Origin of the sequence: Pseudomonas sp. PDM09 (assembly GCF_014852305.1) — a bacterium.
Classification (GTDB): domain Bacteria; phylum Pseudomonadota; class Gammaproteobacteria; order Pseudomonadales; family Pseudomonadaceae; genus Aquipseudomonas.
Genome location: NZ_JACVBI010000012.1, coordinates 112,954 through 138,631 on the forward strand (window position 1 = coordinate 112,954; position 25,678 = coordinate 138,631).

Here is a 25,678-nt window from a genome sequence, read left to right on the forward strand (position 1 = left end):
CACAAAATTTGTATTTCATTGAGAACCAATGTGGGAGCGAGCCTGCTCGCGAAGGCGTCCTCCCAGACACAAAAAAACCCGCAGACGATCACTCATCTGCGGGTTTTTTATTGGCAGCTAACGCTTAGATCGCGCCACGTTTACGCAGCAGATCCAGCACTTGCTTGACGCCTTCTTCCAGCGACAGCGACTGGGTGTCGATCACCAGATCGGCATTCAGCGGCACGTCGTACGGGAAGGATTCGCCCGGGATGTTGTCGCCACCCGCCGCGTACAGACCTTGCGGATCACGCTCGGCACAGACCGTCGGAGAGGCCTGGACGTAGACCGTCAGCAGACGCTCCTTGCCGATCAGTTCCCTGGCCTGCTCACGACCTTCAGCACTCGGCGCAACGAAGGCTGCCAGGGTCAACAGACCGGCTTCGTTGAACTGACGCGCAACGTGCGCCGCACGACGCCAGTTCTCGGTACGCCCGGCGCGATCCTGCGGCAGACCTTTGTTCAGGTCGTGACGCAGGTTCTGGCCATCGAGTACAAACACTGCACGACCCAGGTCGAACAGCTTGCGTTCAACCGCGTAGGCCAAGGTGCTTTTGCCAGCGCCCGACAAGCCGCTGAACAACACGGTGGCCGGTTGCTGACCAAAGCGCTGGGCACGTTCTTCGGTGGCAACGTGAGCCAGTTTGCCGTGATGGGTGCTGGTGCCATGGCTCAACGGCTGAGCGATGATCATGCCGGCCGCGACCGTACCGTTGGTCAGTCGATCAATGACGATGAACGAACCGGTGGTGCGGTTGCTGTCGTAACCGTCCAGCGCGATGGCCGCGTCGAGGCTGATCTTGACCCGACCGATCTCGTTCAGCTGCAGCGAGCTGGCGGGACCTTCGGCCAAGGTGTTCACGTCCACCCGATTGACGATGCTGGTGATCGAACCCGGCACGTAAGTCGTGGCGCGCTTGATGTCGTATTTCTTGCCCGGCAGCATTGGTTCTTCAGCCATCCACACCAGCATGGCGTCGAAGGCGTCAGTCACTTGCGGCTGGTTGTCGGCATGCACCAGCAAGTCGCCGCGGGAGATGTCGATTTCGTCTTCCATGGTCAGCGTCACGGCTTGACCGGGACCTGCATGTTCCAGTTCACCTTCGAAGGTGACAATGGATTTCACGCGACTGCTCTTGCCCGACGGCAACACAACGACTTCGTCGCCCTTGTGCACGATGCCGCTGGCCAGGGTGCCGGCAAAACCACGGAAGTTCAGGTTCGGACGGTTGACGTACTGCACCGGGAAACGCAGGTCGGTGTAGTTGCGGTCGCTGGCGATTTCGACGGTTTCGAGGATTTCCATCAGCGACTGGCCGGTGTACCACGGCGAGCGCTCGGACTTGTTCACCACGTTGTCGCCCTTGAGCGCGGACATCGGCACGAACGCCATGGTAGTCGGCTTGAACGCGATGCCTTCGGCGAACTTCAGGTAATCGGCTTTGATCGACTCGAACACGCTTTCGTCGAAGCCGTTGAGGTCCATCTTGTTGATGGCGACAACGATGTGCTTGATGCCCAGCAACGAGGCGATAAAGCTGTGGCGACGGGTCTGGGTCTGCACGCCGTAACGGGCGTCGACCAGGATGATCGCCAGGTCACAGGTGGAGGCACCGGTGGCCATGTTGCGCGTGTACTGCTCATGGCCGGGGGTATCGGCGATGATGAATTTGCGCTTGGCGGTGGAGAAATAACGGTAAGCGACATCGATGGTGATGCCCTGCTCACGCTCGGCCTGCAGGCCGTCGACCAGCAATGCCAGGTCGATGTCATCGCCAGTGGTGCCGACTTTTTTCGAGTCGCGGGTAATGGCTTCCAAGTGATCTTCGTAGATCATCTTGGAGTCGTGCAGCAGGCGCCCGATCAGGGTGCTCTTGCCGTCGTCGACGTTGCCACAGGTAAGAAAGCGCAGCATTTCCTTGCGTTCGTGCTGGCCCAGATAGGCGAGGATGTCCTCGCTGATCAAATCAGATGCGTGCGACATGACAACCCCTTAGAAATAACCCTGACGTTTCTTTTCTTCCATCGAACCGGCGCCATCGTGATCGATGACCCGGCCCTGGCGTTCGGAAGTTCGCGTCAGGAGCATTTCCTGAATGATGTCGGTCAGGCTGGTGGCCTCGGACTCGACCGCACCGGTCAACGGGTAGTCGCCCAGCGTACGGAATCGGACCTTTTTCTTGACGATGCGCGCCTTGTCTTCGTCGCTCAGGTGATTGAGCAGGCGCTCGTCGTCGATCATGATCCAGGTGCCATTCATCTCGATGACATCGCGTTCGGCTGCGAAATACAGCGGCACGATCGGGATACCTTCGAGGTAGATGTACTGCCAGATGTCCAGTTCGGTCCAGTTCGACAACGGGAATACGCGGATCGATTCGCCCTTGTTGACCTTGCCGTTGTAGACGTTCCACAACTCGGGACGCTGGTTTTTCGGATCCCAGCGGTGCTTGGTGTCACGGAAGGAATACACGCGCTCTTTGGCACGGGATTTCTCTTCGTCGCGACGGGCGCCACCGAATGCGGCATCGAAGCCGTACTTGTCGAGGGCCTGCTTGAGGCCTTCGGTCTTCATGATGTCGGTGTGCTTGGCACTGCCGTGGGTGAGCGGGTTGATACCCTGTGCAACACCCTCGGGATTCACATGCACCAGCAGGTCCAGACCGAGTTCTTCGACCATGCGGTCGCGGAACGCGTACATTTCCTTGAACTTCCACTGGGTGTCGACGTGCATCACCGGAAACGGAAGTTTGCCCGGGAAGAATGCCTTGCGTGCCAGGTGCAGCATCACGGCGGAGTCTTTACCGACGGAGTACAGCATCACCGGGTTATCGAACTCGGCGGCGACCTCGCGGATGATGTGGATGCTTTCGGCCTCCAGCTGTTTCAGATGCGTCAGTTTGTCGACCATGGCTACTCACGAAAACGATCTTATGGACGGCCTGCGGGCCGTGTTCGAGCGGGGAATCCTAGCACAGCGCCCTCTTCTAATCAGGACGCTGGCTAGATCGAAAGGGTATATGAATATACCTGCCCGTTCGGGTGTGCTGGGTCCTGTGGGAGCGAGCCTGCTCGCGATAGCGGTGTGTCAGTCACATCAATGTCGAATGTAACGCAGCCATCGCGAGCAGGCTCGCTCCCACAGTGGATATGGGGTGATTCATATGGGGTTCGGGCAATCGATGAAGATGTGCTCGAGGGCGAAACGTCGCGCCAGGTAATCGCCCAAAGCCTGCACACCGTAACGCTCGGTGGCGTGGTGGCCGGCGGCGATGAAGCTGATGTCATTTTCCCGGGCGCTGTGGAACGTCTGCTCCGAGGCCTCGCCGCTGAGGTACAGATCAACGCCGGCCAACACCGCCTGATCAATGTACCCTTGGCCGCCACCGGTGCACCAGCCGACCCGACGAATCATCGCGCTGCCTTCGATCAGCAATGGCTCGCGCCCCATGACTTCCTGCACGCGACGGGCGAAATCACGAGGGGTCATCGGTTCGTTCAACGAGCCGACCAGGCCAACGATTTTCAGATTGTCCGGATCCAGCGGGCCTTCGACGGTGATGTCCAGTTGCCGGGCAAGCTGCACGTTATTACCAACTTCCGGGTGCAGATCCAGCGGCAAGTGATAGGACAGCAAGCTGATATCGTGTTTGAGCAGGGTTTTCAACCGGCGCTGCTTCATGCCGGTGATGCACGGGTTTTCGCCTTTCCAGAAATAGCCGTGATGCACCAGCACCAGATCGGCCTGGGCCTCTACCGCGGCGTCCAGCAACGCCTGGCTGGCGGTAACACCGCTGACGATGCGCATCACTTGCGGCCGGCCTTCGACCTGCAAACCATTGGGGCAGTAATCGGCGATCTTCGCACTTGCCAGGTAGCGGTCGGCTTCTTCGACCAGGGTGCTCAGGGCAACGGCCATAAAAGACTCCTAAATATCCCGTTCAGAGGCGCGCTCGGCCTCGTATAATGCGCGACATTATGGGCGGTCTCACACCGCCTGCAACCTCTGTAGGACTTGCTTAATGCTCAAGGCGCTGCGTTTTTCCGGCTGGCCGCTGTTGGCCGGCGTGCTTATCGCTCTATTGATTATGCAGCGTTATCCGCAATGGGTCGGGTTACCGAGCCTGGACGTCAATCTGCAGCAAGCCCCGCAAACCCTCGGTCTGCAGCAGGGCCCGGTGTCCTATGCCGACGCGGTGACCACGGCCGCGCCGTCGGTGGTCAATCTGTACACCACCAAAGTGGTCAACAAGCCCAGCCATCCGCTGTTCGAAGATCCGCAGTTCCGCCGCTTTTTCGGCGACAACTCGCCCAAGCAGAAACGCATGGAGTCGAGCCTCGGTTCGGGCGTGATCATGAGCCCGGAAGGTTATCTGCTGACCAACAACCACGTGACCAGCGGTGCCGACCAGATCGTGGTGGCGCTCAAGGATGGCCGTGAAACCCTGGCCCGGGTTATCGGCAGCGACCCGGAAACCGACCTCGCGGTATTGAAGATTGACCTGAAAAACCTGCCGTCGATCACCGTCGGCCGTTCCGACAATATCCGCATCGGCGACGTGGCCCTGGCCATCGGCAACCCCTTCGGCGTCGGCCAGACCGTGACCATGGGCATCATCAGCGCCACCGGGCGCAATCAGCTGGGGCTGAACAACTACGAAGACTTCATCCAGACCGATGCCGCGATCAACCCCGGCAACTCCGGCGGTGCACTGGTGGACGCCAATGGCAACCTGACCGGCATCAACACGGCGATCTTCTCCAAGTCCGGCGGTTCTCAGGGCATCGGCTTCGCGATCCCGGTCAAACTGGCGATGGAAGTGATGAAGTCGATCATCGAACACGGCCAGGTGATTCGCGGCTGGCTCGGCATCGAAGTGCAACCGTTGAGTCAGGAACTGGCGGAATCGTTTGGTCTGTCGGGACGTCCGGGGATTGTGGTCGCGGGAATTTTCCGTGACGGCCCGGCGCAAAAGGCCGGCCTGCAACTGGGCGACGTGATCCTTAGCATCGACGGTGAACCGGCCGGCGACGGTCGCCGCTCGATGAACCAGGTGGCGCGAATCAAGCCGACTGACAAGGTCACCATTCAAGTGATGCGCAACGGTAAAGAGCTCAAGCTCACGGCAGAAATCGGTCTGCGTCCACCACCCGCGCCGATCAAGGAAAAAGAAGAAGAATAAGCCGGTAGGAGCTGCGCCCTCAGCAGCTCCATAACTGCGAAGCTGTTAACGGCATACATTCTCATTAGGCATGTTATATTGTTTCAATATTACTATTGGAACAACATAACATGTCGTCTCGAACAATGGCTTCCCTCGCAGGCCTGGCCCTCGGTTTGCTGGGGGATCCAGTCTTCGCCGAAGAGTCGCAAACCGTTGAACTGGACGCCATCAGCGTCACCTCTGACTACGAATCCCCCACCGGCCCGGTCAGGGGTTACCGCGCCACGCGCTCTTCCAGCGCAACCAAAACCGACACGGCCACTCGCGATATCCCGCAATCGATCAGTGTGGTTCCCATCAGTGTGCTCAAGGACCTGGGCAGCACCAGCGTCGAACGCGCGCTGGAATTTGCCGGCGGCGTGTCGAAACAGAACAACTTCGGCGGCCTGACGCTCTACGAATACAGCGTGCGCGGCTTCACCACGTCGGAGTTCTACAAGGACGGTTTCAGCGCCAACCGCGGCTATCCAAGCACGCCGGACGTGGCCAACATCGAACGCATCGAAGTGCTCAAAGGCCCGGCCGCCAGCCTCTATGGTCGTGGCGATCCGGGCGGTACGGTGAACATCGTCACCAAGAAACCCCAGCCTGAAGCCTTCACCACTCTGCAAACCAGCACCGGCAGTTGGGATCGCTATCGCACCGCCGTGGACGTCAACACACCGCTGGATGATGATGGCAACGTTCTGTCCCGGGTGAACCTGGCTGTCGAGGACAACCACAGCTTCCGCGATCACGTCGACAGTCAGCGTGTGTTCGTTGCGCCTTCGTTCAGCTGGCAACTGAACCCGGACACCCACCTGTTGGTGGAGAGTGAGTTCGTGCGCCACAGCTCGACCTTCGATCGCGGTGTCGTCGCGCCGAACAATAAATGGAGCGGTGTCTCCCGTTCGACCTTCCTTGGCGAACCCAACGATGGCGACATCGACAACCACAACAATCTGCTGCAAGCCGCCCTCGAACACCAGCTCAACGACAGCTGGAAACTACGCCTCGCCAGTCATTACAAGGAAGGCAAACTCTGGGGCTTCGCCTCCGAAAACCGTCCCTTGAACGCCGACGGCCACACCATCAACCGTCGCTATCGCGAGCGCGATACCAACTGGCACGACAGCATCACCCAACTCGAACTGCGCGGTTTGTTCGACATCGGCAGTTGGCAACACGAACTGCTGATCGGCAGCGAATACGAGAACTTCCGCAAGAACGAACGGGTCACGACCATTGCCGGCGGCCCTTACGCTATCGATATCTATCGGCCGATTTACGGCCAGCCGAAACCTGATGGCGCGCGCTCCGGGACCGACTTCTTCGAGCACGTCGAAAGCCAGGCGCTGAACCTTCAGGACCAGATCGTCTTCACCGACAAACTGCGCGGCATGCTCGGTGCGCGCTTCGAGCATTTCGAACAAAGCATCGACGATCACAGCCGCAACGCCACCAGCCGCCAGCGCCACGACGCACTGACCCAGCGAGCCGGCCTGCTCTACCAACTGACGCCCGAAGTGGGGTTGTTCGCCAACGCCTCCACTTCGTTCAAACCGAACAATGGGCTGGACGCCGCCGGCAAATCCTTCGACCCGGAAGAAGGCGTCGGTTATGAAGTCGGGATCAAGAGCGAGCTGTTCGACGACCGCTTGAGCACCACCCTCGCCGCCTTCCATATCGAGAAGGAAAACGTCCTGGCCCTCGACCCGAGCACCGACTCCAGCCGCGCCATGGGCAAGGCCCGCAGCCAGGGTGTCGACCTGCAAGTCACCGGGCAAGTGACCGATGCCGTGCGAGTAATCGGTGCTTTCGCGTACATCGACGCCGAAGTCACCCAAGGCGACAAGGTGATTCCCACCGGCAGCCGAATTCTTGGCGTGGCCAAGCGCAGCGGCAGTCTGTTGGGTGTTTATGAATTTCAGGACGGTCATTTGCGCGGTTCGGACCTTGGCGCAGCGTTCACCTATGTCGGCGATCGCTCGGGTGAAGCCGGTAGCGACTTCGAATTGCCGGCGTATCACACCGTCGACCTGCTGGCCCATTACAAGGCCAGCGAAAACGTCACCGTGGGCCTGAACCTGAACAATCTTTTCGACGAGAAATACTTCGAGCGCTCCTACAGCAACTACTGGGTCAACCCCGGAGAGCCGCGCAATTTCACCGTCAGCCTGACACTCAACCTGTAAAAGGACGTCCACCATGCAACACCTAAAATCCCTGGCGCTACTCAGTCTGTTGTGTGCCGGCCAAGTCTCGGCCCACGGTCTCTGGACCGAAGAACGTCGCGGCAACATCGAAGTCATCTACGGCCACGGTGCCGAAGACAACGCCTTCAAGGCACAGAAAATCAGCGGCGCGTGGGCCTATGACATAGCCGGAAAAATGATCCCGGTGAACGTGCAACGGCTGGCCGACCACGCCCGCCTGCAGCCGTTGAAACCACCAGCAGTGATGGCCGTGGCGCTGAACAATGGCATGTGGTCGCAAACGGCGGATAAGAAATGGATCAACGAAGGACGCAGCAAAGTACCGGGGGCCATTGAGTCGACCCAGACTTTCAAATACAGCCTGGCGATCTACCAGCCGGGGGCGAAGCTGCCGAAGCTCGATCAGATGAAACTGCTGATTCTGCCGGAGGTTGATCCGCTAACCGTGGGGCCGGGCAAGTCGTTGCCGGTTCGAGTGCTGCTGGACGGTAAGCCGGTGGCGGGCGTGAAGCTAGTGGGCGACTATCGCAGCGCGCCGAATACCTTAAGCACCGAGACCGATGCAGAGGGTCGGGCGCAAGTATTGGTGCGTAATGAAGGGTTGAATGTGATTGCGGCGCAGATGGAGATTGCGCTGAAGGACAACCCGCATGTCGCGACGCGCGGGCTGTTCACGTCGCTGACCTTCCTTGGCGAACCACATCACGAGTAACCCACAAAACCCCTTGTGGGAGCGAGCCTGCTCGCGATAGCGGTCTTGCATTCAACATCAATGCTGAATGTTATGGCCTCATCGCGAGCAGGCTCGCTCCCACAGGATCGGGGAAGCCTTACAGGTCGCCGAGGCCGTCGATCAGCGCCTGATTCTGCTCCGGCGTACCAATCGAAATCCGCAGGAACTGCGCAATCCGTTCCTGCTTGAAGTGCCGAACGATCACGCCCTGTTCGCGCAACTTCGCCGCCAGCCCTGCCGCATCATGCTTCGGGTGACGGGCGAAAATGAAGTTTGCCGCCGAAGGCAACACCTCAAACCCCTTCGCCTCCAGCTGCGCGACCACCTTCTCGCGACTCTCGATGACCAACCGGCAGGTCTTGTCGAAATACTCACGATCCTCGAACGCTGCTGCGGCCCCGACAATCGCCAGACGATCCAGCGGATAGGAGTTGAAGCTGTTCTTGATCCGCTCCAGCGCCTCGATCAGGTCCGGATGCCCGACCGCCAGGCCAACCCGCAGGCCCGCCAGCGAACGGGACTTGGACAGGGTCTGAGTCACCAACAGGTTTGGATAACGGTCCACCAGCGTGATCGCCGTTTCACCACCGAAATCAATGTAAGCCTCATCCACCACGACCACCGAATCCGGGCTGGCCTTGAGGATTTGCTCAACCGCGTCCAGCGCCAACAGGCAACCGGTCGGCGCGTTCGGGTTGGGGAAAATGATCCCGCCGTTCGGCTTGGCGTAGTCCGCCGGGTTGATCTGGAAGTGCTCATCCAGCGGCACCGCGTCGAAAGCAATGCCATACAAACCGCAGTAAACCGGATAGAAGCTGTAGCTGATGTCCGGGAACAGCACTGGATTATCGTGTTGCAGCAAGCCGTGAAAAATGTGCGCCAGGACTTCATCGGAACCGTTGCCGAGAAATACCTGATTGCTCTGCACGCCGTAATACCTGGCCACCGCGTTCTTCAGCAGGTCGCTGTTCGGGTCCGGGTACAGACGCAGGTTATCGTTCAGTTCGGTTTGCATCGCGGCCAACGCTTTGGGCGATGGACCGTACGGGTTCTCGTTGGTGTTGAGCTTCACCAGTTTCGCCAGCTTCGGCTGCTCGCCCGGCACGTAGGGCACCAGGCTCTTGACGAAGGGACTCCAGAATTTACTCATGCTTAGCTGCCCTTCTTATCGTCAACGATGCGGTATTCGGCGCTGCGGGCGTGGGCGGTCAGCGACTCGCCACGGGCCAGCACGGAAGCGGTTTTGCCCAGTTCGGAGGCACCCTGCTCGGAGCAGAAGATGATCGACGAACGTTTCTGGAAGTCATAAACACCCAGCGGCGAAGAGAAGCGCGCGGTGCCGGACGTTGGCAGCACGTGGTTCGGGCCAGCGCAATAGTCGCCCAGCGCTTCTGAGGTGTGGCGGCCCATGAAGATCGCACCGGCGTGGCGGATCTGCGGCAACCAGGCCTGCGGGTCGGCAACCGACAACTCCAGGTGTTCCGGCGCAATGCGGTTGGCCACTTCAATGGCTTGTTCCATATCGCGAACCTTGATCAGCGCACCGCGACCATTGATCGAGGTTTCGATGATCTCGGCGCGTTCCATAGTCGGCAGCAGTTTGGCGATACTCGCTGCGACCTTGTCGAGGAACTCGGCGTCCGGGCTGACCAGAATCGCCTGGGCATCTTCGTCGTGCTCGGCCTGGGAGAACAGGTCCATGGCAATCCAGTCCGGATCAGTCTGGCCGTCACACACCACTAGAATCTCCGACGGCCCGGCGATCATGTCGATCCCGACCTGACCGAACACGTGGCGCTTGGCGGTGGCGACATAGATGTTGCCAGGGCCGACCACTTTGTCGACCTTCGGCACGCTTTCAGTGCCGTAAGCCAGCGCCGCAACGGCCTGGGCGCCGCCGATGGTGAACACCCGGTCAACGCCGGCAATGCAGGCCGCGGCCAGCACCAGCTCGTTGATCTCGCCGCGCGGCGTCGGCACGACCATGACCACTTCGCTCACGCCTGCAACCTTGGCCGGAATCGCGTTCATCAGCACCGAGGACGGGTACGACGCCTTGCCACCCGGCACATACAGACCGGCGCGATCCAGCGGCGTGACCTTCTGGCCCAGCACCGTGCCATCGGCTTCGGTATAGCTCCAGGAATCCTGCTTCTGTTTTTCATGGTAGCTGCGCACGCGAGTCGCGGCTTTTTCCAAGGCTTCACGCTGAGGCGCGGTGATGCGGGTCAATGCCAGCTCCAGGCGTTCGCGCGGCAGGATCAGGTCTGCCATGGAGGCGACTTGCAGGCCGTCGAACTTCTGGGTGAATTCCACCAGCGCCGCGTCGCCGCGTTCGCGCACAGCCTTGATGATGTCCAGCACCCGCTGATTGACCGAGTCGTCAGACACACTTTCCCAGCTCAGCAGATGATCCAGATGATGTGCGAAATCCGGGTCAGCAGCGTTGAGTCGGCGAATTGCAGTCGGTGCGGTCATAGCGAGAGCCTCATAGGATTGGCAAAAACTCAGGCGCCCTAACTTAGCAGTCGTTTCCGCTTGGGCACCTGAGAATTCTGGCTATGAGGCGGATAGACGGGCGCGACTCAAGGTCGCGCGGGTGAATCAGCCGCGGTGTCGAGACTCCACTGCTTTGCGCAGGGTGTCGATCAACGCCTGGATTCGGGCATGCTGCATTTTCATCGAAGCTTTGTTGACGATCAGCCGGGAGCTGATGTCGGCAATGAAATCCTGGGGCTCCAGGCCATTGGCACGCAGAGTGTTACCGGTGTCGACTACATCAATGATCTTGTCGGCCAGACCGATCAGCGGCGCCAGCTCCATCGAACCGTAGAGCTTGATGATGTCGACCTGACGGCCTTGCTCGGCATAGTAACGCTTTGCGACGTTGACGAATTTGGTCGCCACCCGCAGACGGCCCTTGGGCTCGACATCGCCGACACGGCCGGCGGTCATCAGCTTGCAGAGGGCAATTCGCAGATCCAGAGGCTCGTACAGACCCTGGCCGCCATATTCCATCAGCACATCTTTACCGGCGACGCCGAGGTCCGCGGCACCATGCTCGACATACGTCGGCACATCGGTGGCGCGCACGATCAGCAAGCGCACATCGGCCTGGGTCGTGGGGATGATCAGCTTGCGGCTCTTGTCCGGATTCTCGGTCGGCACGATACCCGCTTCAGCCAGAAGCGGCAGGGTGTCGTCAAGGATGCGGCCCTTGGACAGTGCGATGGTCAACATGGGAAACGTCAGTCCTTATCAAGGTACTCATGCCCGGTCGCAAACGGCGCCGGACATACATCGAGGCCGTTACAGCCCCGACTTGAACAAAATCAACGGGCGCGTCCTTGCGCCCATGCAGCAGAAACTAGCCCGGTACGCGGCGGATCTTCGCGCCAAGCATCTGCAGTTTCTCTTCGATGCACTCGTAACCACGGTCGATGTGGTAGATGCGGTCGATCAGGGTATCGCCTTCGGCGATCAGCGCCGAGATCACCAGGCTGGCCGAAGCACGCAGGTCGGTGGCCATTACTGGCGCGCCCTTGAGCTTCTCGATGCCGGTGACGATGGCGGTGTTGCCTTCGACCTGGATGTGAGCGCCCATGCGGTGCAGTTCGTACACGTGCATGAAGCGGTTTTCGAAGATCGTCTCGATCACCGCACCAGTGCCTTCGGCAATGGCGTTGAGGGAGATGAACTGCGCCTGCATGTCGGTCGGGAACGCCGGGTATGGAGCGGTCCGCACGTTGACGGCTTTTGGCCGCTTGCCGTGCATGTTCAGCTCGATCCAGTCTTCGCCGCAGGTGATTTCAGCACCCGATTCGCGGAGCTTTTCCAGAACGGCTTCGAGGATGGTCGGATCAGTGTCCTTGACCTTCACACGACCGCCGGTCACCGCCGCCGCCACCAGGTAGGTGCCGGTCTCGATGCGGTCAGGCATCACCTTGTAAGTGGTCGGGTGCAGACGCTCGACGCCATCGATGGTGATGGTGTCGGTGCCGGCGCCAGTGATCTTGGCGCCCATGGCGTTCAGGAAATTCGCCAGGTCGATGACCTCAGGCTCGCGAGCGGCGTTCGCCAGCACGCTACGGCCCTTGGCCAGAGCGGCCGCCATCATGATGTTCTCGGTACCGGTCACGCTGACGGTGTCGAAGAAGAAGTGCGCACCGCGCAGGCCGCCTTCAGGGGCCTTGGCCTTGATGTAGCCGCCTTCGACGTCGATGACCGCGCCCATGGCTTCGAGGCCACGGATGTGCAGGTCGACCGGACGCGAACCGATGGCGCAACCGCCAGGCAGTGCGACTTCGGCTTCACCGAAACGGGCAACCATCGGGCCCAGCACCAGGATCGAGGCACGCATGGTTTTCACCAGTTCGTACGGCGCGATCAGGGTCTTGATGGTGCGTGGGTCGATTTCGACGCTGAGCTTCTCGTCGATCACCGGTTCGATGCCCATCCGACCGAACAGCTCGATCATGGTGGTGATGTCGTGCAGGTGCGGCAAGTTGGCAACGGTCACCGGGCCATCGCACAGCAAGGTTGCGGCCAGGATCGGCAGGGCAGAGTTCTTTGCCCCGGAGATGCGGATTTCGCCATCAAGACGAACGCCACCGGTAATTATCAATTTATCCATAAGAATCTCGACGCCCTTGGGCTCAGGTGCGCTCGGCCCAGGCCGCGCTGCTGAAAAATTTCATAGTGACCGCATGGATGCTGCCATCGGTGATCCATGGGTTCAAATGGGCATAGATCTGCTGCTGACGCTTCACCGGGCTCAACGCCGCCAGTTCATCGCTAATCACGTTCAGCTGAAAGTTGCAGCCTTCGCCCTCGACTTCTACTAGGGTTCCTGGCAGCTTTCCTTCAAGGAAGCTCTTCACTTCTACGGCCTGCATGCTCAACCTCAATCGGCGCCCTGTGCGCGCGGGTCGGACATCATACAAAAAAGCCCCGCGCCTGCGAACCCCGCATTCACAGGACTCTGACGGGGGGCTTCTTTATAGATGCGGTTCAGGGGTGCGCCAACAGCTCGGTCAATTCGCTGACCTGAGCGATTTCACGCATATCGTCGGGCATCGCGCGAATGCTCAGGGCCTTACCAGCCGCCTGAGCATCGCGCATGAAGCACAGCAACAGCGACAAGCCGACGCTGCTGGACTTCTCCACCTCTGAGCAATCAACCACCAGTGCAGCCGCGTTGCTGGACTTGATCAGCGCCTGGCCCTGCTTGCGCAGGTTCGGGCCTGTCCGGTAATCCAGCACGCCACTGAGCAGCAGTTCGCCGGATTCGCTCATGCGAATGGCCGACTCACTCATTGGGTTTTCTTCTCGGTAGATTGTTCGGTGGCTTCCTTGGCTTTGGCAACTTCCCCGGCCCAACCGTTGATGGTCTTGTCCAGGTCGTTGCCGTTGCGCTGCATCGCATCAGCGAACTGATCGCGGAACAGCTTGCCGATGTTGATGCCGTTGATGATCACGTTGCGCAGCTTCCACTCGCCATTGATCTTCTCGAGTGTGTAAGACACAGGATAGATCGCGCCGCTGCTGCTTTTTACCGTCATGCCAACGCTGGTACGGTCGCCTGACTCATCCTTTGCAGGATCGACGACGATGCCCTGGTTATCGTACTCAAGCAGCGCATTGCCATAGAACTGGAACAGGCCCCTTTTGAAGTTTTCGACAAACCTTTGCATCTGCTCAGGCGTAGCCTTGCGTGAATACTTGACCGTCATGATGCTTTTGGAAATACCTTCGGCATCCACCACAGGGCCGACGATGGTATTCAGCGCCGTATAAAAGTCTTGCGGGTCCTGCTTGTACTTTTCCTTGTTGGCGGCAAGATCCGCCAACAACCGGTTGGTGGTGTCCTGAACCAGTTCGTGCGCCGACTGTGCCGACACGGCGTTAGCCATTAACGGCAAGGCCGCGAGTATTACCAACAGGCCACGTCGCAAGATAGAGATCATTCAAAAGCTCCTCATTTGGCGTCTTTGCTAACGGTATTGAGCAGGAATTTACCGATCAGGTCCTCGAGCACCAGCGACGACTGCGTGTCGTGGATGGTTCCCCCTTCCTTGAGCAGGGCTTCTTCCCCGCCCACGCTGATACCGATGTATTTCTCACCCAACAGGCCAGCGGTCAGGATAGATGCAGTGGAGTCGGTCGGCAGATTATCTACGCGCTTTTCCAGTTGCATGGTCACCCGACCGGTGAAACTGTCGCGATCCAGATCGATTGCGGTGACTTTGCCGATGGTGACACCGGCCATGGTCACTTTAGCTCTGACCGTCAAACCGGCGATATTGTCGAAATATGCATAAAGTTTATAAGTATCGGTGCTCGCCGTCGGAGCCAGGCCACTGACCCGCAGCGCAAGCAACAGCAAAGCCAGGATGCCAGCCAGCAAGAAAAGGCCGACACCGATTTCCAGGGTGCGGTTTTGCATCAGAAATCTCCAAACATCAAGGCGGTCAAGATAAAGTCCAGGCCAAGTACAGCCAAAGAGGCATACACCACGGTCTTGGTAGTGGCACGACTGATCCCCTCGGAAGTGGGCTCGCAGTCATAGCCTTGGAATACGGCGATCCAGGTCACGACGAAGGCAAAAACCATGCTTTTGATAATGCCGTTGAGCACATCGTCGACAAACGTCACGCTGTTTTGCATGTTCGACCAGTAGGAGCCTTCATAGACACCCAGCCAGTCGACGGCCACCCACGAACCGCCCCAGATACCCACCACGCTGAAAATCGTCGTCAGCACCGGCAAGGAAATGAAGCCGGCCCACAGGCGCGGGGCAATGATGTACTTGAGCGGGTCGACCCCGATCATTTCCAGGCTGGACAATTGCTCGGTGGACTTCATGTTGCCGATTTCAGCGGTCAGCGCCGACCCTGCGCGCCCGGCGAACAGCAAGGCCGTGACCACCGGCCCCAGTTCACGCAGCAGCGTCAACGCGACCATCTGCCCGACGGCCTGTTCCGAACCGTAGCTGGACAGGATATTGAACCCCTGCAGGGCCAGCACCATGCCGATGAACACCCCGGAAACCACGATGATCACCAGGGACATCACGCCCACCGAATGCAGTTGCTTGACCAGCAAGCCAAAACCGCCGCCGATGCCGCCACGACCGAGCAAGGCATGGAACAGGAACAACGCCGAACGCCCGAACACCGCCATCACATCGATGCCGGCATGACCGAAACGCCGCACCCTTTCTATTAGTGTGATCTTGCGCATCAACGCTTCCCCAGAAGATCTGCGCGGTAATCCGGCGCTGGAAAGTGGTATGCGACCGGGCCGTCGGGTTCGCCAGTCAGGAATTGACGAATACGTGGCTCATCCGATTTCATCAGTTCCTTGGGCGTGCCTTGGCCCAACACTTGCCCGTCGCCCACCACGATGAGGTGGTCGGCGATGCTCGCGGTCTCGGCCAGGTCGTGGGAAACCACAATGCTGGTGATGTTCAGCGCATCGTTGAGCAGGCGGATCAAGCGCACCAGCACGCCCATGGCGATCGGGTCCTGGCCGACGAAAGGCTCGTCGTACATCAGGATTCGCGGATCGAGAGCAATTGCCCGGGCCAGCGCGACGCGACGTTTCATGCCGCCGGACAATTCGTCAGGCATCAGGTCGATGGCGCCACGCAAGCCAACAGCCTGCAATTTGAGCAGGACAATGTCGCGGATCATTTCTTCCGGCAGCGCTGTATGAACACGTAGCGGAAAAGCGACGTTCTCGAACACATCAAGGTCGGTAAACAATGCACCGCTCTGAAACAGCACACCCATGTGCTTGCGCGCATCGAACAGATCGTTGCGCGACAGTGTTGGCAGGTTCTGGCCATTGACCCAGACTTCGCCGCTGGTGGGGCGCAATTGTGCGCCGATCAGCCGCAACAGCGTGGTCTTGCCACACCCGGAAGGTCCCATGATGCCGGTAACCTTGCCGCGCGGGATGCGGATATCGATGTTATTGAAAATGCTGCGCGTACCGCGCTTGAAGGTCAGTCCCTTCAGCTCGACCGCGTAGGCGTTATCGGCACTCATCTAAACTCCTTGCGATGCAGCCTCTCACTCGGACGCCTGGCTTTCTGGCGAAAGCACATACCTCCCCGGGCAGGCCGAACTGGCGGCGAACTATATCACTGCAAAGCTCAAGCGCCCAAGGCCCAAGCCGGGCATGTTCAGCAACATGACCGCCCGAAATCATCTATTTAGAGAGGATTCGGTAACAAGGAATGACAAACCGCGACGAACTAGCGTGAGGGTTTTGATCATTACCGCTATAATCGCCGCCTTTTCATCAGGCTATTCGATTCCCGACATGAACCAATCCAGCGACCTGATTCAATCCGCACAACGTACCATCCGCCTCGAACTGGAAGCCGTACAAGGCTTGCTACCCCATATCAATGCGGATTTCGTACGTGCGTGCGAGATGATTCTGGCCAGTAAAGGCCGCGTGGTCGTGGTCGGCATGGGCAAATCGGGGCACATCGGCAACAAGATTGCCGCCACCCTGGCCAGCACCGGCACCACCGCCTTCTTCGTGCATCCGGCCGAAGCCAGCCATGGCGACATGGGCATGATCACCCGCGATGACATCATTCTGGCGCTGTCGAATTCCGGCTCCACCAACGAGATCGTCACCTTGCTGCCGCTGATCAAACGCCAAGGCATTCAAATGATCAGCCTGACCGGTAACCCCGAGTCGCCGCTGGCCAAGGCAGCGGAAGTCAATCTCAATGTAAGCGTCGAACACGAAGCCTGCCCGCTGAATCTGGCACCTACCTCATCGACCACCGCGGCACTGGTCATGGGTGATGCTCTCGCCGTTGCCTTGCTTGAAGCTCGCGGCTTTACCGCCGAAGATTTCGCCTTTTCCCACCCGGGCGGCGCCCTTGGCCGCCGCTTGTTGCTGAAAGTGGAAAACGTCATGCATGCCGGCACCGAATTGCCGCAAGTGATGTGCGGTACGCTGCTCAAGGATGCCTTGATGGAAATGACCCGTAAGGGATTGGGCATGACCGTTGTACTGAGCACGGATGGCAAACTCGCCGGGATCTTCACCGACGGCGACCTGCGTCGCACGCTGGACCGTACCATCGATATCCACAGCACGACCATTGATGAAGTGATGACCGCCCACGGCAAGACCGCCCGCGCCGAGATGCTCGCCGCCGAGGCCCTGAAAATCATGGAAGACCACAAGATCAACGCACTGGTAGTGGTCGACAGCGAAGACCGTCCGGTCGGCGCCTTGAACATGCACGATTTGCTGCGTGCGGGAGTAATGTAATGAGCACGGACCTGCTGCAACGCGGCAAACAGATCAAACTGGCGGTGTTCGACGTCGATGGCGTGCTGACCGACGGGCGCCTGTACTTCCTCGAAGACGGTAGCGAATTCAAGACGTTCAACACCCTCGACGGCCAGGGCATCAAGATGTTGATGGCCGCGGGCGTGCAGACCGCTATTATCAGTGGCCGCAAGACCCCGGTGGTTGAACGGCGCGCGAAGAACCTCGGTATTCCGCACCTTTATCAGGGTCGCGAAGACAAACTGGTGGTGCTCGACGAACTTCTTGGCCAGCTCAACCTGAGCTATGAACAAGTGGCCTACCTGGGCGACGACCTGCCGGATCTGCCGGTGATTCGCCGCGTAGGCCTTGGCATGGCGGTGGCCAGCGCTGCCAGTTTCGTGCGCGAACACGCCCACGGCATCACCCAGGCCCGCGGTGGCGAGGGGGCCGCTCGCGAATTTTGCGAATTGATCCTGCGCGCCCAGGGCCGCCTCGATGCGGCCAACGCCGCGTACCTGTGAGCCCATCATGCTGAGCAAAAGAATTCGTAACATCCTGGTGTTCGGTTGCATCGCCGCGATTTTTGCAGCGGTTGGTTACTGGAACATCAGCCCGGAACGTTTCCTCGACAAACCGGTGGTGAAGGTCGATGAAACCGCGATCGACTATTACGCCATCAACGCCCACAGCGTGCAGTACCTGCCCGACGGCAAACTGCAATACGAGATGACGTCGGACAAGGTCGAACACGTGAAAGCGAGCGAGGTGACGTTGCTGAGCAATCCGGACCTGAACATGTTCCGTGGCACCGAATTCCCCTGGCACGTCCAGAGCGAGCGCGGCGAAGTCAACCCGGACGGCACTCAGGTCGAGCTGATTGACTCGGTACGTATCACGCGTTTCGACGAAAAAAACCGTAAAACCCTGATTACCACCACCCGTATGACCGTGTTCCCGCAGCAGCAATATGCGCAGACCGATCAACCCGTTAGAATCGACGGCGCCGGCGGTGTATCGACAGGCAACGGAATGAAAGCGTACTTGAAAGAAAGCAGGATACACCTGCTATCGAACGTAAGAGGACAGTATGAGGCTCGTTAAAACTCTCCCTATTTTGCTCAGTCTGGGCGCAGCACTGGGAAGCGTGAGCGCCTGGGCTCTGCCGAACGATCAAGAGCAGCCTATCCGCATTCAGGCCGACGATGCCCAACTGGACGACAAGAACGGCGTTGCCACCTATAAGGGCGATGTGATCATCACCCAGGGCTCGATGAAGGTCACCGGCAATACCGTGACCATCACCCGCACCCCGACCGGCGACATCGACGTGGTGACTTCGGTGGGCAACCTTGCCTACTTCGAGCAACTGCAAACGGCGGGCGATACCAAGCCGGTCCAGGGCTACGGCGTAACTATCCAGTACCACGCCTCGCAAAACCGCGTCGTGCTGATCGATCGCGCCAAAGTCATCGATAAGGACAACAACGTCACCCAAGGCGAGAAAATCGTCTACGACACGGTCAAAAAGCTTGCGAGCGCCGGTCGCGCCACGGGTAACAAGGTCACCGAGGCACGCCCTCGCATCGACATGGTGATCCAGCCGAAGAAGAAAACCGACGAGCAAAAGGCCCAGTAATGGCAACTCTGAAAGCTCAGCATCTGGCCAAGAGCTACAAGAGCCGCCAGGTCGTGCGCGACGTCAGCCTGTCCATCGACAGCGGTCAGATCGTCGGCCTGCTTGGCCCTAACGGCGCCGGTAAAACCACCTGTTTCTATATGATTGTCGGCCTGGTACAGGCCGATCAAGGCCGCGTACTGATCGACGACCTGGACGTCAGCCACCAGCCGATGCACGGTCGCGCGAAGGCCGGCATCGGCTATCTTCCGCAAGAAGCGTCGATCTTCCGCAAACTGTCGGTGGCCGACAACATCATGGCCATCCTCGAGACCCGCAAGGAGCTCGATAAGGCCGGTCGTCGCCAAGAGCTGGAAAGCCTGCTGCAGGAATTTCACATCCATCACATCCGCGACAATCTCGGCATGAGCCTGTCCGGTGGTGAACGCCGCCGTGTGGAAATCGCCCGGGCACTGGCTACCAACCCGAAATTCATCCTCCTCGACGAACCCTTCGCCGGCGTGGACCCGATTTCGGTGGGCGACATCAAGCAGATCATCCATCACCTCAAGGCTAAAGGCATTGGCGTGCTGATCACGGACCACAACGTTCGTGAGACCCTGGATATCTGCGAAACCGCCTACATCGTCAACGACGGCCAACTGATTGCTGAAGGTGACTCCGCCACCATCCTCGCCAATGAACTGGTCAAGGAAGTGTATCTGGGCCACGAGTTCCGCCTGTAAGCACCTGAGGTGCCCAAGTCGCCGAGAGAGCGCTCGCTTCAATAAAAAATCAATAACTTTTTATTGTTACAGCGCTCTAGGCAAACACTTCAGTTTCGGGCATATAATTTGCTTATGTTTGGCGCTTCGGCGCCCTGTAGTGGATGGCGCATGTGCGCCGGCGAATAAGGTGTTAAGCCCCTGCCATGAAACCATCGCTAGTCTTGAGAATGGGCCAGCAGCTGACGATGACACCGCAGCTGCAACAGGCCATCCGCCTGCTCCAATTGTCGACCCTGGACCTGCAACAGGAAATCCAGGAGGCTCTGGAGTCCAATCCGATGCTCGAACGCCAGGAAGAAGGCGACGACTTCGATAACGCCGACCCCTTGGCCGATAGCGCCGAACAGAAACCTAACGCCGACATTCAGGAACCCTCCTACCAGGAAACCGCCCCGACGGTGGACAACCTTGAGGAAGGCGACTGGAACGAGCGCATCCCCAACGAATTGCCCGTCGACACCGCCTGGGAGGATGTCTACCAGACCAGCGCCAGCAGCCTGCCGAGCAGCGATGACGACGAGTGGGACTTCACCACCCGCACATCGGTCGGTGAAAGCCTGCAAAGCCATTTGCTCTGGCAACTGAACCTGGCACCGATGTCCGACACCGATCGCCTGATCGCCGTGACCCTGATCGACTGCATCAACAATCAGGGCTACCTGGACGAAACCCTCGAGGAAATCCTCGAAGCATTCGACCCGGAACTGGACATCGAACTGGACGAAATCGAAGCCGTCCTGCACCGCATCCAGCAATTCGAACCCGCTGGCATCGGCGCCCGCAACCTCGGTGAATGCCTGCTACTGCAACTGCGCCAGTTGTCCGCCAAGACCCCTTGGCTGGCCGAAGCCAAGCGCCTGGTCACCGATTACATCGACCTGCTCGGCAGCCGCGACTACAGCCAGCTGATGCGCCGCATGAAGCTCAAGGAAGATGAGCTGCGCCAGGTCATCGAATTGGTCCAGAGCCTCAACCCACGCCCGGGTTCACAAATCGAGTCCACCGAAGCCGAATACGTCGTTCCCGACGTGATCGTGCGCAAGGACAACGAGCGTTGGCTGGTGGAGCTGAACCAGGAATCGGTGCCACGCCTGCGGGTCAACGCCCAATATGCCGGTTTCGTGCGCCGCGCCGATACCAGCGCTGACAACACCTTCATGCGTAATCAGCTGCAGGAGGCTCGCTGGTTCATCAAGAGCCTGCAAAGCCGCAATGAAACCCTGATGAAAGTCGCCACCCAGATCGTCGAGCATCAACGCGGCTTTCTCGAATACGGTGACGAAGCCATGAAGCCGTTGGTGCTGCATGACATTGCCGAAGCAGTCGGCATGCATGAATCGACGATTTCACGGGTGACCACGCAAAAATTCATGCATACCCCACGGGGCATCTATGAACTGAAATACTTTTTTTCCAGCCACGTCAGTACCTCTGAAGGCGGTGAATGCTCGTCCACGGCGATCCGCGCGATCATCAAAAAACTGGTTGCCGCGGAAAATCAGAAAAAGCCGTTGAGTGACAGCAAGATCGCTGGTTTACTGGAGGCACAAGGCATTCAGGTAGCCCGTCGTACCGTCGCCAAGTACCGCGAATCCCTGGGGATCGCGCCTTCCAGCGAACGGAAGCGGTTGATGTAGCCGCCGGGCTCGCCACAGCGTTCCAGTGGCAGGCATTTCTGCCTGCCGCTTTATGCACTGGCAACGAAGGAGAAGCTGTATGCAAGTCAACATCAGTGGACACCAACTGGAAGTGACCGAACCCCTGCGCACCTACATCGGCGAAAAACTCGACCGATTAGAGAGGCATTTCGACAAGATCACCAATGTGCAAGTCACGATGAACGTCGAAAAACTGCTGCAGAAGATCGAAGCCACGCTGCATATTCCCGGCGGAGAAGTGGTCGCCAATGCCGAGCATACGGACATGTATGCCGCCATCGACCTGCTGACCGACAAGCTGGATCGCCAACTTAAAAAGCATAAGGAAAAGACCCAGAGCCTCCTCCAGGGCGCGACCGGTCGTTAACACCCCCAATCCATGATCCGACTAGAAACCATCCTGACCCCCGGCCGTTCCCAAGTGAACGCGCCGGGTGGCAGTAAAAAGAAAGCCCTCGAGCAAATTGCCAACCTTATCCACCGCGAAGTACCGGATCTGGAAATGCAGGACGTCTTCGAGGCCCTGATTGCCCGTGAGAAACTCGGTTCTACCGGTTTCGGCAACGGCATCGCCATCCCCCACTGCCGGCTCAAAGGCTGCACCTCGCCAATCAGTGCGCTGCTGCACCTGGAAGCCCCTATCGATTTCGATGCCATCGACGGTGCCCCGGTTGACCTGCTGTTTGTGCTGCTGGTCCCGGAAGCCGCCACCGATGCACACCTGGAACTGCTACGCCAGATTGCCAGCATGCTGGATCGCAAGGAAGTGCGTGAAAAATTGCGTAGCGCCCCGAGCAACGAAGCCTTGTATCAGGTTGTCCTGGACGAGCAGAACGGTCACTAATCATGCGCCTGATCATCGTCAGTGGCCGCTCCGGCTCAGGTAAAAGTACCGCCCTCGATGTGCTCGAGGACAACGGCTACTACTGCATCGACAACCTGCCTGCCGGCTTGCTGCCGGAACTGGCCGAACGCGCGCTGATTCACACCGAACTGGCACAACCGCTGGTGGCCGTGTCCATCGATGCACGCAACTTGCCAAGCCACCTGTCACGGTTCCCCGAATTGCTGGAAGAGGTCCGCAGCCGACATATCCAGTGCGATGTGCTGTACCTGGACGCCGACGAAGAAACCTTGCTCAAACGCTTTTCGGAAACTCGCCGTCGTCACCCGCTGAGCAGCGCCAATCGTTCGCTGGCGGAGGCGATCCAGGATGAAACCAATCTGCTGGGGCCTATCGCCGATCTGGCTGACCTCAAGGTCAACACCACCAATCTGAACCTGTATCAGCTACGCGATACCATCAAGCTGCGCCTGCTGAATCAACCGGAACCGGGTACTGCGTTCCTGGTGGAATCTTTCGGGTTCAAGCGGGGCATGCCGGTGGACGCCGATCTGGTATTCGACGTGCGCTGCCTGCCCAACCCTTACTGGAAGCCGGAGCTACGGGCACAGTCCGGGCTCGATCAACCGGTGGCCGAGTACCTGGCGGCACAGCCGGACGTCGAAGAGATGTTCCAGGACATTTCCTCATACTTGCTCAAGTGGCTACCCCGCTTTGCCGCCAGCAATCGCGCCTATGTCACCATTGCCATTGGCTGCACTGGCGGGCATCACCGCTCTGTCTACCTGACCGAACGTCTGGGTCAGGTCCTGCAAAAAACCCTGAAGAACGTCCAGGTCCGCCACCGCGACCTCAGCTAAAGGATTCACATCGCGATGCCTGCTCTGGAAATCGAAATTATCAACAAGCTGGGTCTGCATGCCCGCGCGTCTGCAAAATTTGTTGGGGTAGCGGGTCAGTATCCTTGCCAGATCAGGGTTGGCCGTACGCCGGAATCAATGATCGACGGCAAAAGCATTATGGCAATGATGATGCTGGCCGCTGGCAAGGGCACCAAAATCCACCTGATTACCGAAGGCGAACAGGAGCAGGAAGCGCTGGATGCACTGGTGAAGTTGATCAACGACTACTTCGACGAAGGCGAATAAAAGTCAAAAGATCGCAGCCTCGTTTCACTCGACAGCTCCTACAAGGATCTGCATACAGTAGGAGCTGTCGAGTGAAACGAGGCTGCGATCTTTTGATCCTGTTTTTCAAGTCAACGCTGTATCCATCACCATCATCAGACAAAACCCGATCAGCAGCCCAAGGCTGGCCAGTTTGTCGTGACCATGGCGGCGCGATTCGGGGATGACTTCGTGAGTCACCACCAGCAACATCGCACCGGCCGCCAGTGCCAGCCCCAAAGGCAACAGCAGTTCGGCCAGGCTCACCAGCCAGGCGCATAACAATGCAAAGACCGGCTCGACCAACCCTGATGCAGCACCGATCAGGAACGCCTTGACCCGCGACATCCCTGCCCCGGCCAACACCAACGCAATGACCAGTCCTTCCGGCACATCCTGCAATGCGATGCCCATGGCCAGGCTGTCGGCGTCAGGCATGCCACCACCGGCCGAGACGCCGACCGCCATGCCTTCGGGAATGTTGTGGGCGATGATGGCGAACACAAACAACCAGATCCGCGGTGGAATCACCGATCGCTTCAGTGTCCCCACGAGCATTTCGGGCGTAGCGCCAGACACCCTGCGATCCACCAGAAACAACCCGAATGCGCCCAGAAGGATGCCGAAGCTGATCAGGCCGCTGGCCGCCCAAGGCGTCAGCCCGAGGTTTTCTGCCGCGGCAATGCCCGGCACGATCAGCGAAAACGCCGTTGCGGCGAGCATCACCCCGGCTCCGAAACCGAGCAATATGTCGCTGACCGCCTGAGGCATCTGCCGAATCACCAGCACCGGCACCGCGCCCAAAGCCGTACCCAAGGCACAAATCGCCCCGCCTTGCAGGGCGCGCTGCAGTTTCGGTTCGAGGTCCAGCCAGCTCAGCCCTTGGGCAGCCAATAACGTCATGCCCGCCAGCAGTAATAACGATCCCAGTGCGTAACGAAACATTCGTCCACTTCCGATCGCCAGTGTTTCAGTGCCCATAGTCAGCCCTGGATTGTTTTATAGAGACTTAGGGGGCGTTCTCAACTAGTTCCCCCTAAACCAGCGCAGCCTGATAACGCGCGGCGACTTCGGGCCAATTGATTACGTTGTAGAACGCATTGATGTATTCCGGGCGACGGTTCTGATAGCGCAGGTAGTAAGCGTGCTCCCAGACATCCAGGCCGAGGATCGGCGTATTGCCATTCATCAACGGGCTGTCCTGGTTGCCGCTGCTTTCAACAATCAAGGTCTTTTGCGGCGTCACGCTCAACCAGGCCCAACCGCTGCCGAAACGGGTCAGCGCAGCTTTGGTGAAGGCTTCCTTGAAGTTGTCGAGACCACCCAGCTGTTCGTCGATCGCCTTGGCCAGCGCGCCTTCAGGTTGGCCTCCGCCGTTGGGTGCCATCACTTCCCAGAACAACGAATGGTTGGCATGCCCACCGCCCTGATTGATCACTGCCGCACGGAGCTTTTCTGGCAATTGCTGGACAGCCGCCACCAGTTTTTCCACCGGCCATTCAGCAAATTCAGTGCCTTCGACTGCAGCGTTGAGGTTGTTGATGTAGGTTTGGTGGTGTTTGGTGTAGTGGATTTCCATGGTCTGCGCATCGATGTGCGGTTCCAGGGCGTCATAGGCGTACGGCAAGGCAGGCAAGGTAAAAGCCATTTCAATGAACTCCATGTAGTAAGGGCACAGGCTGATGCGAGGTCGAAGCGGTGTCGGTACGCAGCAACCGGTGGGTGCGCGGATACTCGCCGTGTTCGCTGATGAAATTCAGCAGCTCGACATAGGTTTTGCTGCTCTGGCGTAGCGCGGCTTCACGCAAGGCTGGCGCCAGTCGCGGGTCCTGCATGGTCTGCAGAAGCCGTTGATGGATTGCACACAGGTACTCGGCGCTCTCCTCCGGCTGGTTCAGACGCAGGTGCAGGTCCGCCAGGTTATGGTGGGAAATCACGCAAGCCGCCACCGCTTCGTCGGCATCCGCCCAGCGCTCGAACAACACCTGGGCCAGGGCCAATGCCTGCAAGTAGGCCTCGCGGGCATCGATCAGCTCGCCCAGCATGAAACAGCGATTTGCTCTTTCGATCGTGCGTTTCCAGTGCTCCATGGTGAGCCTCCAAAGCGGT

Annotated in this window: 29 protein-coding genes; 13 read left to right on the forward strand and 16 right to left on the reverse strand. The window is 59.0% G+C overall.

The features are described 5' to 3' along the window. Nucleotides 1-124: 124 nt before the first annotated feature. From cysN to IB250_RS25450, 3 genes are all read right to left on the reverse strand, one after another. Nucleotides 125-2,023: a sulfate adenylyltransferase subunit CysN gene (gene cysN, locus IB250_RS25440; RefSeq protein ID WP_192346206.1), complete on the reverse strand. Its 1,899-nt coding sequence runs from the start codon at nucleotides 2,021-2,023 to the stop codon at nucleotides 125-127. Between the two features lie 9 nt (nucleotides 2,024-2,032). Continuing rightward, nucleotides 2,033-2,950 (reverse strand): sulfate adenylyltransferase subunit CysD, encoded by a 918-nt coding sequence (cysD, locus tag IB250_RS25445; RefSeq protein WP_008008639.1) that lies wholly within the window; start codon nucleotides 2,948-2,950, stop codon nucleotides 2,033-2,035. A 249-nt stretch (nucleotides 2,951-3,199) separates the two neighbouring features. Beyond that, a complete protein-coding gene (locus IB250_RS25450) occupies nucleotides 3,200-3,958 on the reverse strand; it encodes a Nif3-like dinuclear metal center hexameric protein (RefSeq protein ID WP_192346208.1) in 759 nt (252 codons plus the stop codon). 103 nt (nucleotides 3,959-4,061) lie between these two features. Here IB250_RS25450 and algW point away from each other — a divergent pair, with 103 nt between their 5' ends. The 3 genes from algW (at nucleotide 4,062) to IB250_RS25465 (ending at nucleotide 8,171) form a co-directional block, all read left to right on the forward strand. Continuing rightward, nucleotides 4,062-5,222 carry a Do family serine endopeptidase AlgW gene (gene algW, locus IB250_RS25455; protein WP_192346210.1) on the forward strand — a complete coding sequence of 387 codons (1,161 nt, stop codon included), beginning with the start codon at nucleotides 4,062-4,064 and terminating at the stop codon, nucleotides 5,220-5,222. A 110-nt stretch (nucleotides 5,223-5,332) separates the two neighbouring features. Then, the gene (locus IB250_RS25460) at nucleotides 5,333-7,438 is read left to right on the forward strand and encodes a TonB-dependent siderophore receptor (RefSeq protein ID WP_192346212.1); all 2,106 of its coding nucleotides are present in this window, start codon (nucleotides 5,333-5,335) and stop codon (nucleotides 7,436-7,438) included. A 13-nt stretch (nucleotides 7,439-7,451) separates the two neighbouring features. After that, entirely contained in the window at nucleotides 7,452-8,171 is a 720-nt protein-coding gene (locus IB250_RS25465; RefSeq protein WP_192346214.1) for a DUF4198 domain-containing protein, read from the forward strand. A gap of 118 nt (nucleotides 8,172-8,289) precedes the next feature. Here IB250_RS25465 and hisC read toward each other — a convergent pair whose 3' ends face one another. From hisC to IB250_RS25515, 10 genes are all read right to left on the reverse strand, one after another. After that, nucleotides 8,290-9,342, reverse strand: a complete 1,053-nt coding sequence (hisC, locus tag IB250_RS25470) for a histidinol-phosphate transaminase (protein WP_192346216.1) — start codon at nucleotides 9,340-9,342, stop codon at nucleotides 8,290-8,292. A gap of 2 nt (nucleotides 9,343-9,344) precedes the next feature. Then, the gene (hisD, locus tag IB250_RS25475; RefSeq protein ID WP_123499007.1) at nucleotides 9,345-10,670 is read right to left on the reverse strand and encodes a histidinol dehydrogenase; all 1,326 of its coding nucleotides are present in this window, start codon (nucleotides 10,668-10,670) and stop codon (nucleotides 9,345-9,347) included. A 126-nt stretch (nucleotides 10,671-10,796) separates the two neighbouring features. After that, nucleotides 10,797-11,432: an ATP phosphoribosyltransferase gene (gene hisG / locus IB250_RS25480; protein WP_007901570.1), complete on the reverse strand. Its 636-nt coding sequence runs from the start codon at nucleotides 11,430-11,432 to the stop codon at nucleotides 10,797-10,799. Between the two features lie 127 nt (nucleotides 11,433-11,559). Further along, the gene (gene murA, locus IB250_RS25485) at nucleotides 11,560-12,825 is read right to left on the reverse strand and encodes a UDP-N-acetylglucosamine 1-carboxyvinyltransferase (RefSeq protein WP_007901567.1); all 1,266 of its coding nucleotides are present in this window, start codon (nucleotides 12,823-12,825) and stop codon (nucleotides 11,560-11,562) included. A 22-nt stretch (nucleotides 12,826-12,847) separates the two neighbouring features. Further along, entirely contained in the window at nucleotides 12,848-13,087 is a 240-nt protein-coding gene (locus IB250_RS25490) for a BolA family protein (RefSeq protein ID WP_007912386.1), read from the reverse strand. Nucleotides 13,088-13,202: 115 nt separating this feature from the next. Then, on the reverse strand, nucleotides 13,203-13,508 hold the full coding sequence (locus IB250_RS25495) for a lipid asymmetry maintenance protein MlaB (protein ID WP_192346218.1): 306 nt from the start codon (nucleotides 13,506-13,508) through the stop codon (nucleotides 13,203-13,205). Beyond that, nucleotides 13,505-14,158, reverse strand: a complete 654-nt coding sequence (locus IB250_RS25500; protein WP_192346220.1) for a phospholipid-binding protein MlaC — start codon at nucleotides 14,156-14,158, stop codon at nucleotides 13,505-13,507. The genes IB250_RS25495 and IB250_RS25500 overlap by 4 nt, the downstream gene beginning before the upstream one ends. A gap of 11 nt (nucleotides 14,159-14,169) precedes the next feature. Continuing rightward, nucleotides 14,170-14,637, reverse strand: coding sequence for an outer membrane lipid asymmetry maintenance protein MlaD (gene mlaD / locus IB250_RS25505; RefSeq protein ID WP_095634832.1), 468 nt, complete (start codon nucleotides 14,635-14,637; stop codon nucleotides 14,170-14,172). Beyond that, the gene (mlaE, locus tag IB250_RS25510) at nucleotides 14,637-15,434 is read right to left on the reverse strand and encodes a lipid asymmetry maintenance ABC transporter permease subunit MlaE (protein WP_123499001.1); all 798 of its coding nucleotides are present in this window, start codon (nucleotides 15,432-15,434) and stop codon (nucleotides 14,637-14,639) included. The genes mlaD and mlaE overlap by 1 nt, the downstream gene beginning before the upstream one ends. Then, nucleotides 15,434-16,243, reverse strand: a complete 810-nt coding sequence (locus IB250_RS25515) for an ATP-binding cassette domain-containing protein (RefSeq protein WP_192346222.1) — start codon at nucleotides 16,241-16,243, stop codon at nucleotides 15,434-15,436. The genes mlaE and IB250_RS25515 overlap by 1 nt, the downstream gene beginning before the upstream one ends. Nucleotides 16,244-16,520: 277 nt before the next feature. Between IB250_RS25515 and IB250_RS25520 the strand changes: the two genes are divergently transcribed. The 10 genes from IB250_RS25520 to IB250_RS25565 all read left to right on the forward strand — a co-directional run bounded on the left by IB250_RS25520 (nucleotide 16,521) and on the right by IB250_RS25565 (nucleotide 23,551). Next, on the forward strand, nucleotides 16,521-17,495 hold the full coding sequence (locus tag IB250_RS25520; RefSeq protein ID WP_032830275.1) for a KpsF/GutQ family sugar-phosphate isomerase: 975 nt from the start codon (nucleotides 16,521-16,523) through the stop codon (nucleotides 17,493-17,495). After that, a complete protein-coding gene (locus IB250_RS25525) occupies nucleotides 17,495-18,019 on the forward strand; it encodes a KdsC family phosphatase (protein ID WP_192346224.1) in 525 nt (174 codons plus the stop codon). The genes IB250_RS25520 and IB250_RS25525 overlap by 1 nt, the downstream gene beginning before the upstream one ends. A 7-nt stretch (nucleotides 18,020-18,026) precedes the next feature. Continuing rightward, on the forward strand, nucleotides 18,027-18,599 hold the full coding sequence (gene lptC, locus IB250_RS25530; RefSeq protein WP_192346226.1) for an LPS export ABC transporter periplasmic protein LptC: 573 nt from the start codon (nucleotides 18,027-18,029) through the stop codon (nucleotides 18,597-18,599). Then, nucleotides 18,586-19,134 (forward strand): lipopolysaccharide transport periplasmic protein LptA, encoded by a 549-nt coding sequence (lptA, locus tag IB250_RS25535; RefSeq protein ID WP_007901540.1) that lies wholly within the window; start codon nucleotides 18,586-18,588, stop codon nucleotides 19,132-19,134. Before lptC ends, lptA begins: the two co-directional genes overlap by 14 nt. Then, the gene (gene lptB / locus IB250_RS25540; protein WP_030128011.1) at nucleotides 19,134-19,859 is read left to right on the forward strand and encodes an LPS export ABC transporter ATP-binding protein; all 726 of its coding nucleotides are present in this window, start codon (nucleotides 19,134-19,136) and stop codon (nucleotides 19,857-19,859) included. Before lptA ends, lptB begins: the two co-directional genes overlap by 1 nt. Nucleotides 19,860-20,044: 185 nt before the next feature. Beyond that, nucleotides 20,045-21,538, forward strand: coding sequence for an RNA polymerase factor sigma-54 (locus IB250_RS25545; protein ID WP_192346228.1), 1,494 nt, complete (start codon nucleotides 20,045-20,047; stop codon nucleotides 21,536-21,538). Between the two features lie 79 nt (nucleotides 21,539-21,617). Beyond that, nucleotides 21,618-21,926 carry a ribosome hibernation-promoting factor, HPF/YfiA family gene (gene hpf, locus IB250_RS25550; RefSeq protein WP_003178005.1) on the forward strand — a complete coding sequence of 103 codons (309 nt, stop codon included), beginning with the start codon at nucleotides 21,618-21,620 and terminating at the stop codon, nucleotides 21,924-21,926. A gap of 12 nt (nucleotides 21,927-21,938) precedes the next feature. Then, nucleotides 21,939-22,403, forward strand: coding sequence for a PTS IIA-like nitrogen regulatory protein PtsN (ptsN, locus tag IB250_RS25555; protein ID WP_007901530.1), 465 nt, complete (start codon nucleotides 21,939-21,941; stop codon nucleotides 22,401-22,403). A 2-nt stretch (nucleotides 22,404-22,405) separates the two neighbouring features. Continuing rightward, nucleotides 22,406-23,263 carry an RNase adapter RapZ gene (gene rapZ / locus IB250_RS25560; protein WP_123498993.1) on the forward strand — a complete coding sequence of 286 codons (858 nt, stop codon included), beginning with the start codon at nucleotides 22,406-22,408 and terminating at the stop codon, nucleotides 23,261-23,263. Between the two features lie 15 nt (nucleotides 23,264-23,278). Further along, nucleotides 23,279-23,551, forward strand: coding sequence for an HPr family phosphocarrier protein (locus tag IB250_RS25565; protein WP_192346230.1), 273 nt, complete (start codon nucleotides 23,279-23,281; stop codon nucleotides 23,549-23,551). Between the two features lie 105 nt (nucleotides 23,552-23,656). On the opposite strand, the gene IB250_RS25570 is transcribed toward IB250_RS25565, so the two are convergent. Genes IB250_RS25570 through IB250_RS25580 form a run of 3 tightly spaced genes read right to left on the reverse strand, consistent with a single transcriptional unit; the run spans nucleotide 23,657 to nucleotide 25,659 of the window. Continuing rightward, nucleotides 23,657-24,550 (reverse strand): ZIP family metal transporter, encoded by an 894-nt coding sequence (locus IB250_RS25570; RefSeq protein WP_192346232.1) that lies wholly within the window; start codon nucleotides 24,548-24,550, stop codon nucleotides 23,657-23,659. A gap of 55 nt (nucleotides 24,551-24,605) precedes the next feature. After that, nucleotides 24,606-25,217, reverse strand: a complete 612-nt coding sequence (locus tag IB250_RS25575; RefSeq protein ID WP_192346234.1) for a superoxide dismutase — start codon at nucleotides 25,215-25,217, stop codon at nucleotides 24,606-24,608. 1 nt (nucleotide 25,218) lies between these two features. Continuing rightward, the gene (locus tag IB250_RS25580) at nucleotides 25,219-25,659 is read right to left on the reverse strand and encodes a hypothetical protein (protein WP_192346235.1); all 441 of its coding nucleotides are present in this window, start codon (nucleotides 25,657-25,659) and stop codon (nucleotides 25,219-25,221) included. Between the last annotated feature and the right edge of the window lie 19 nt (nucleotides 25,660-25,678).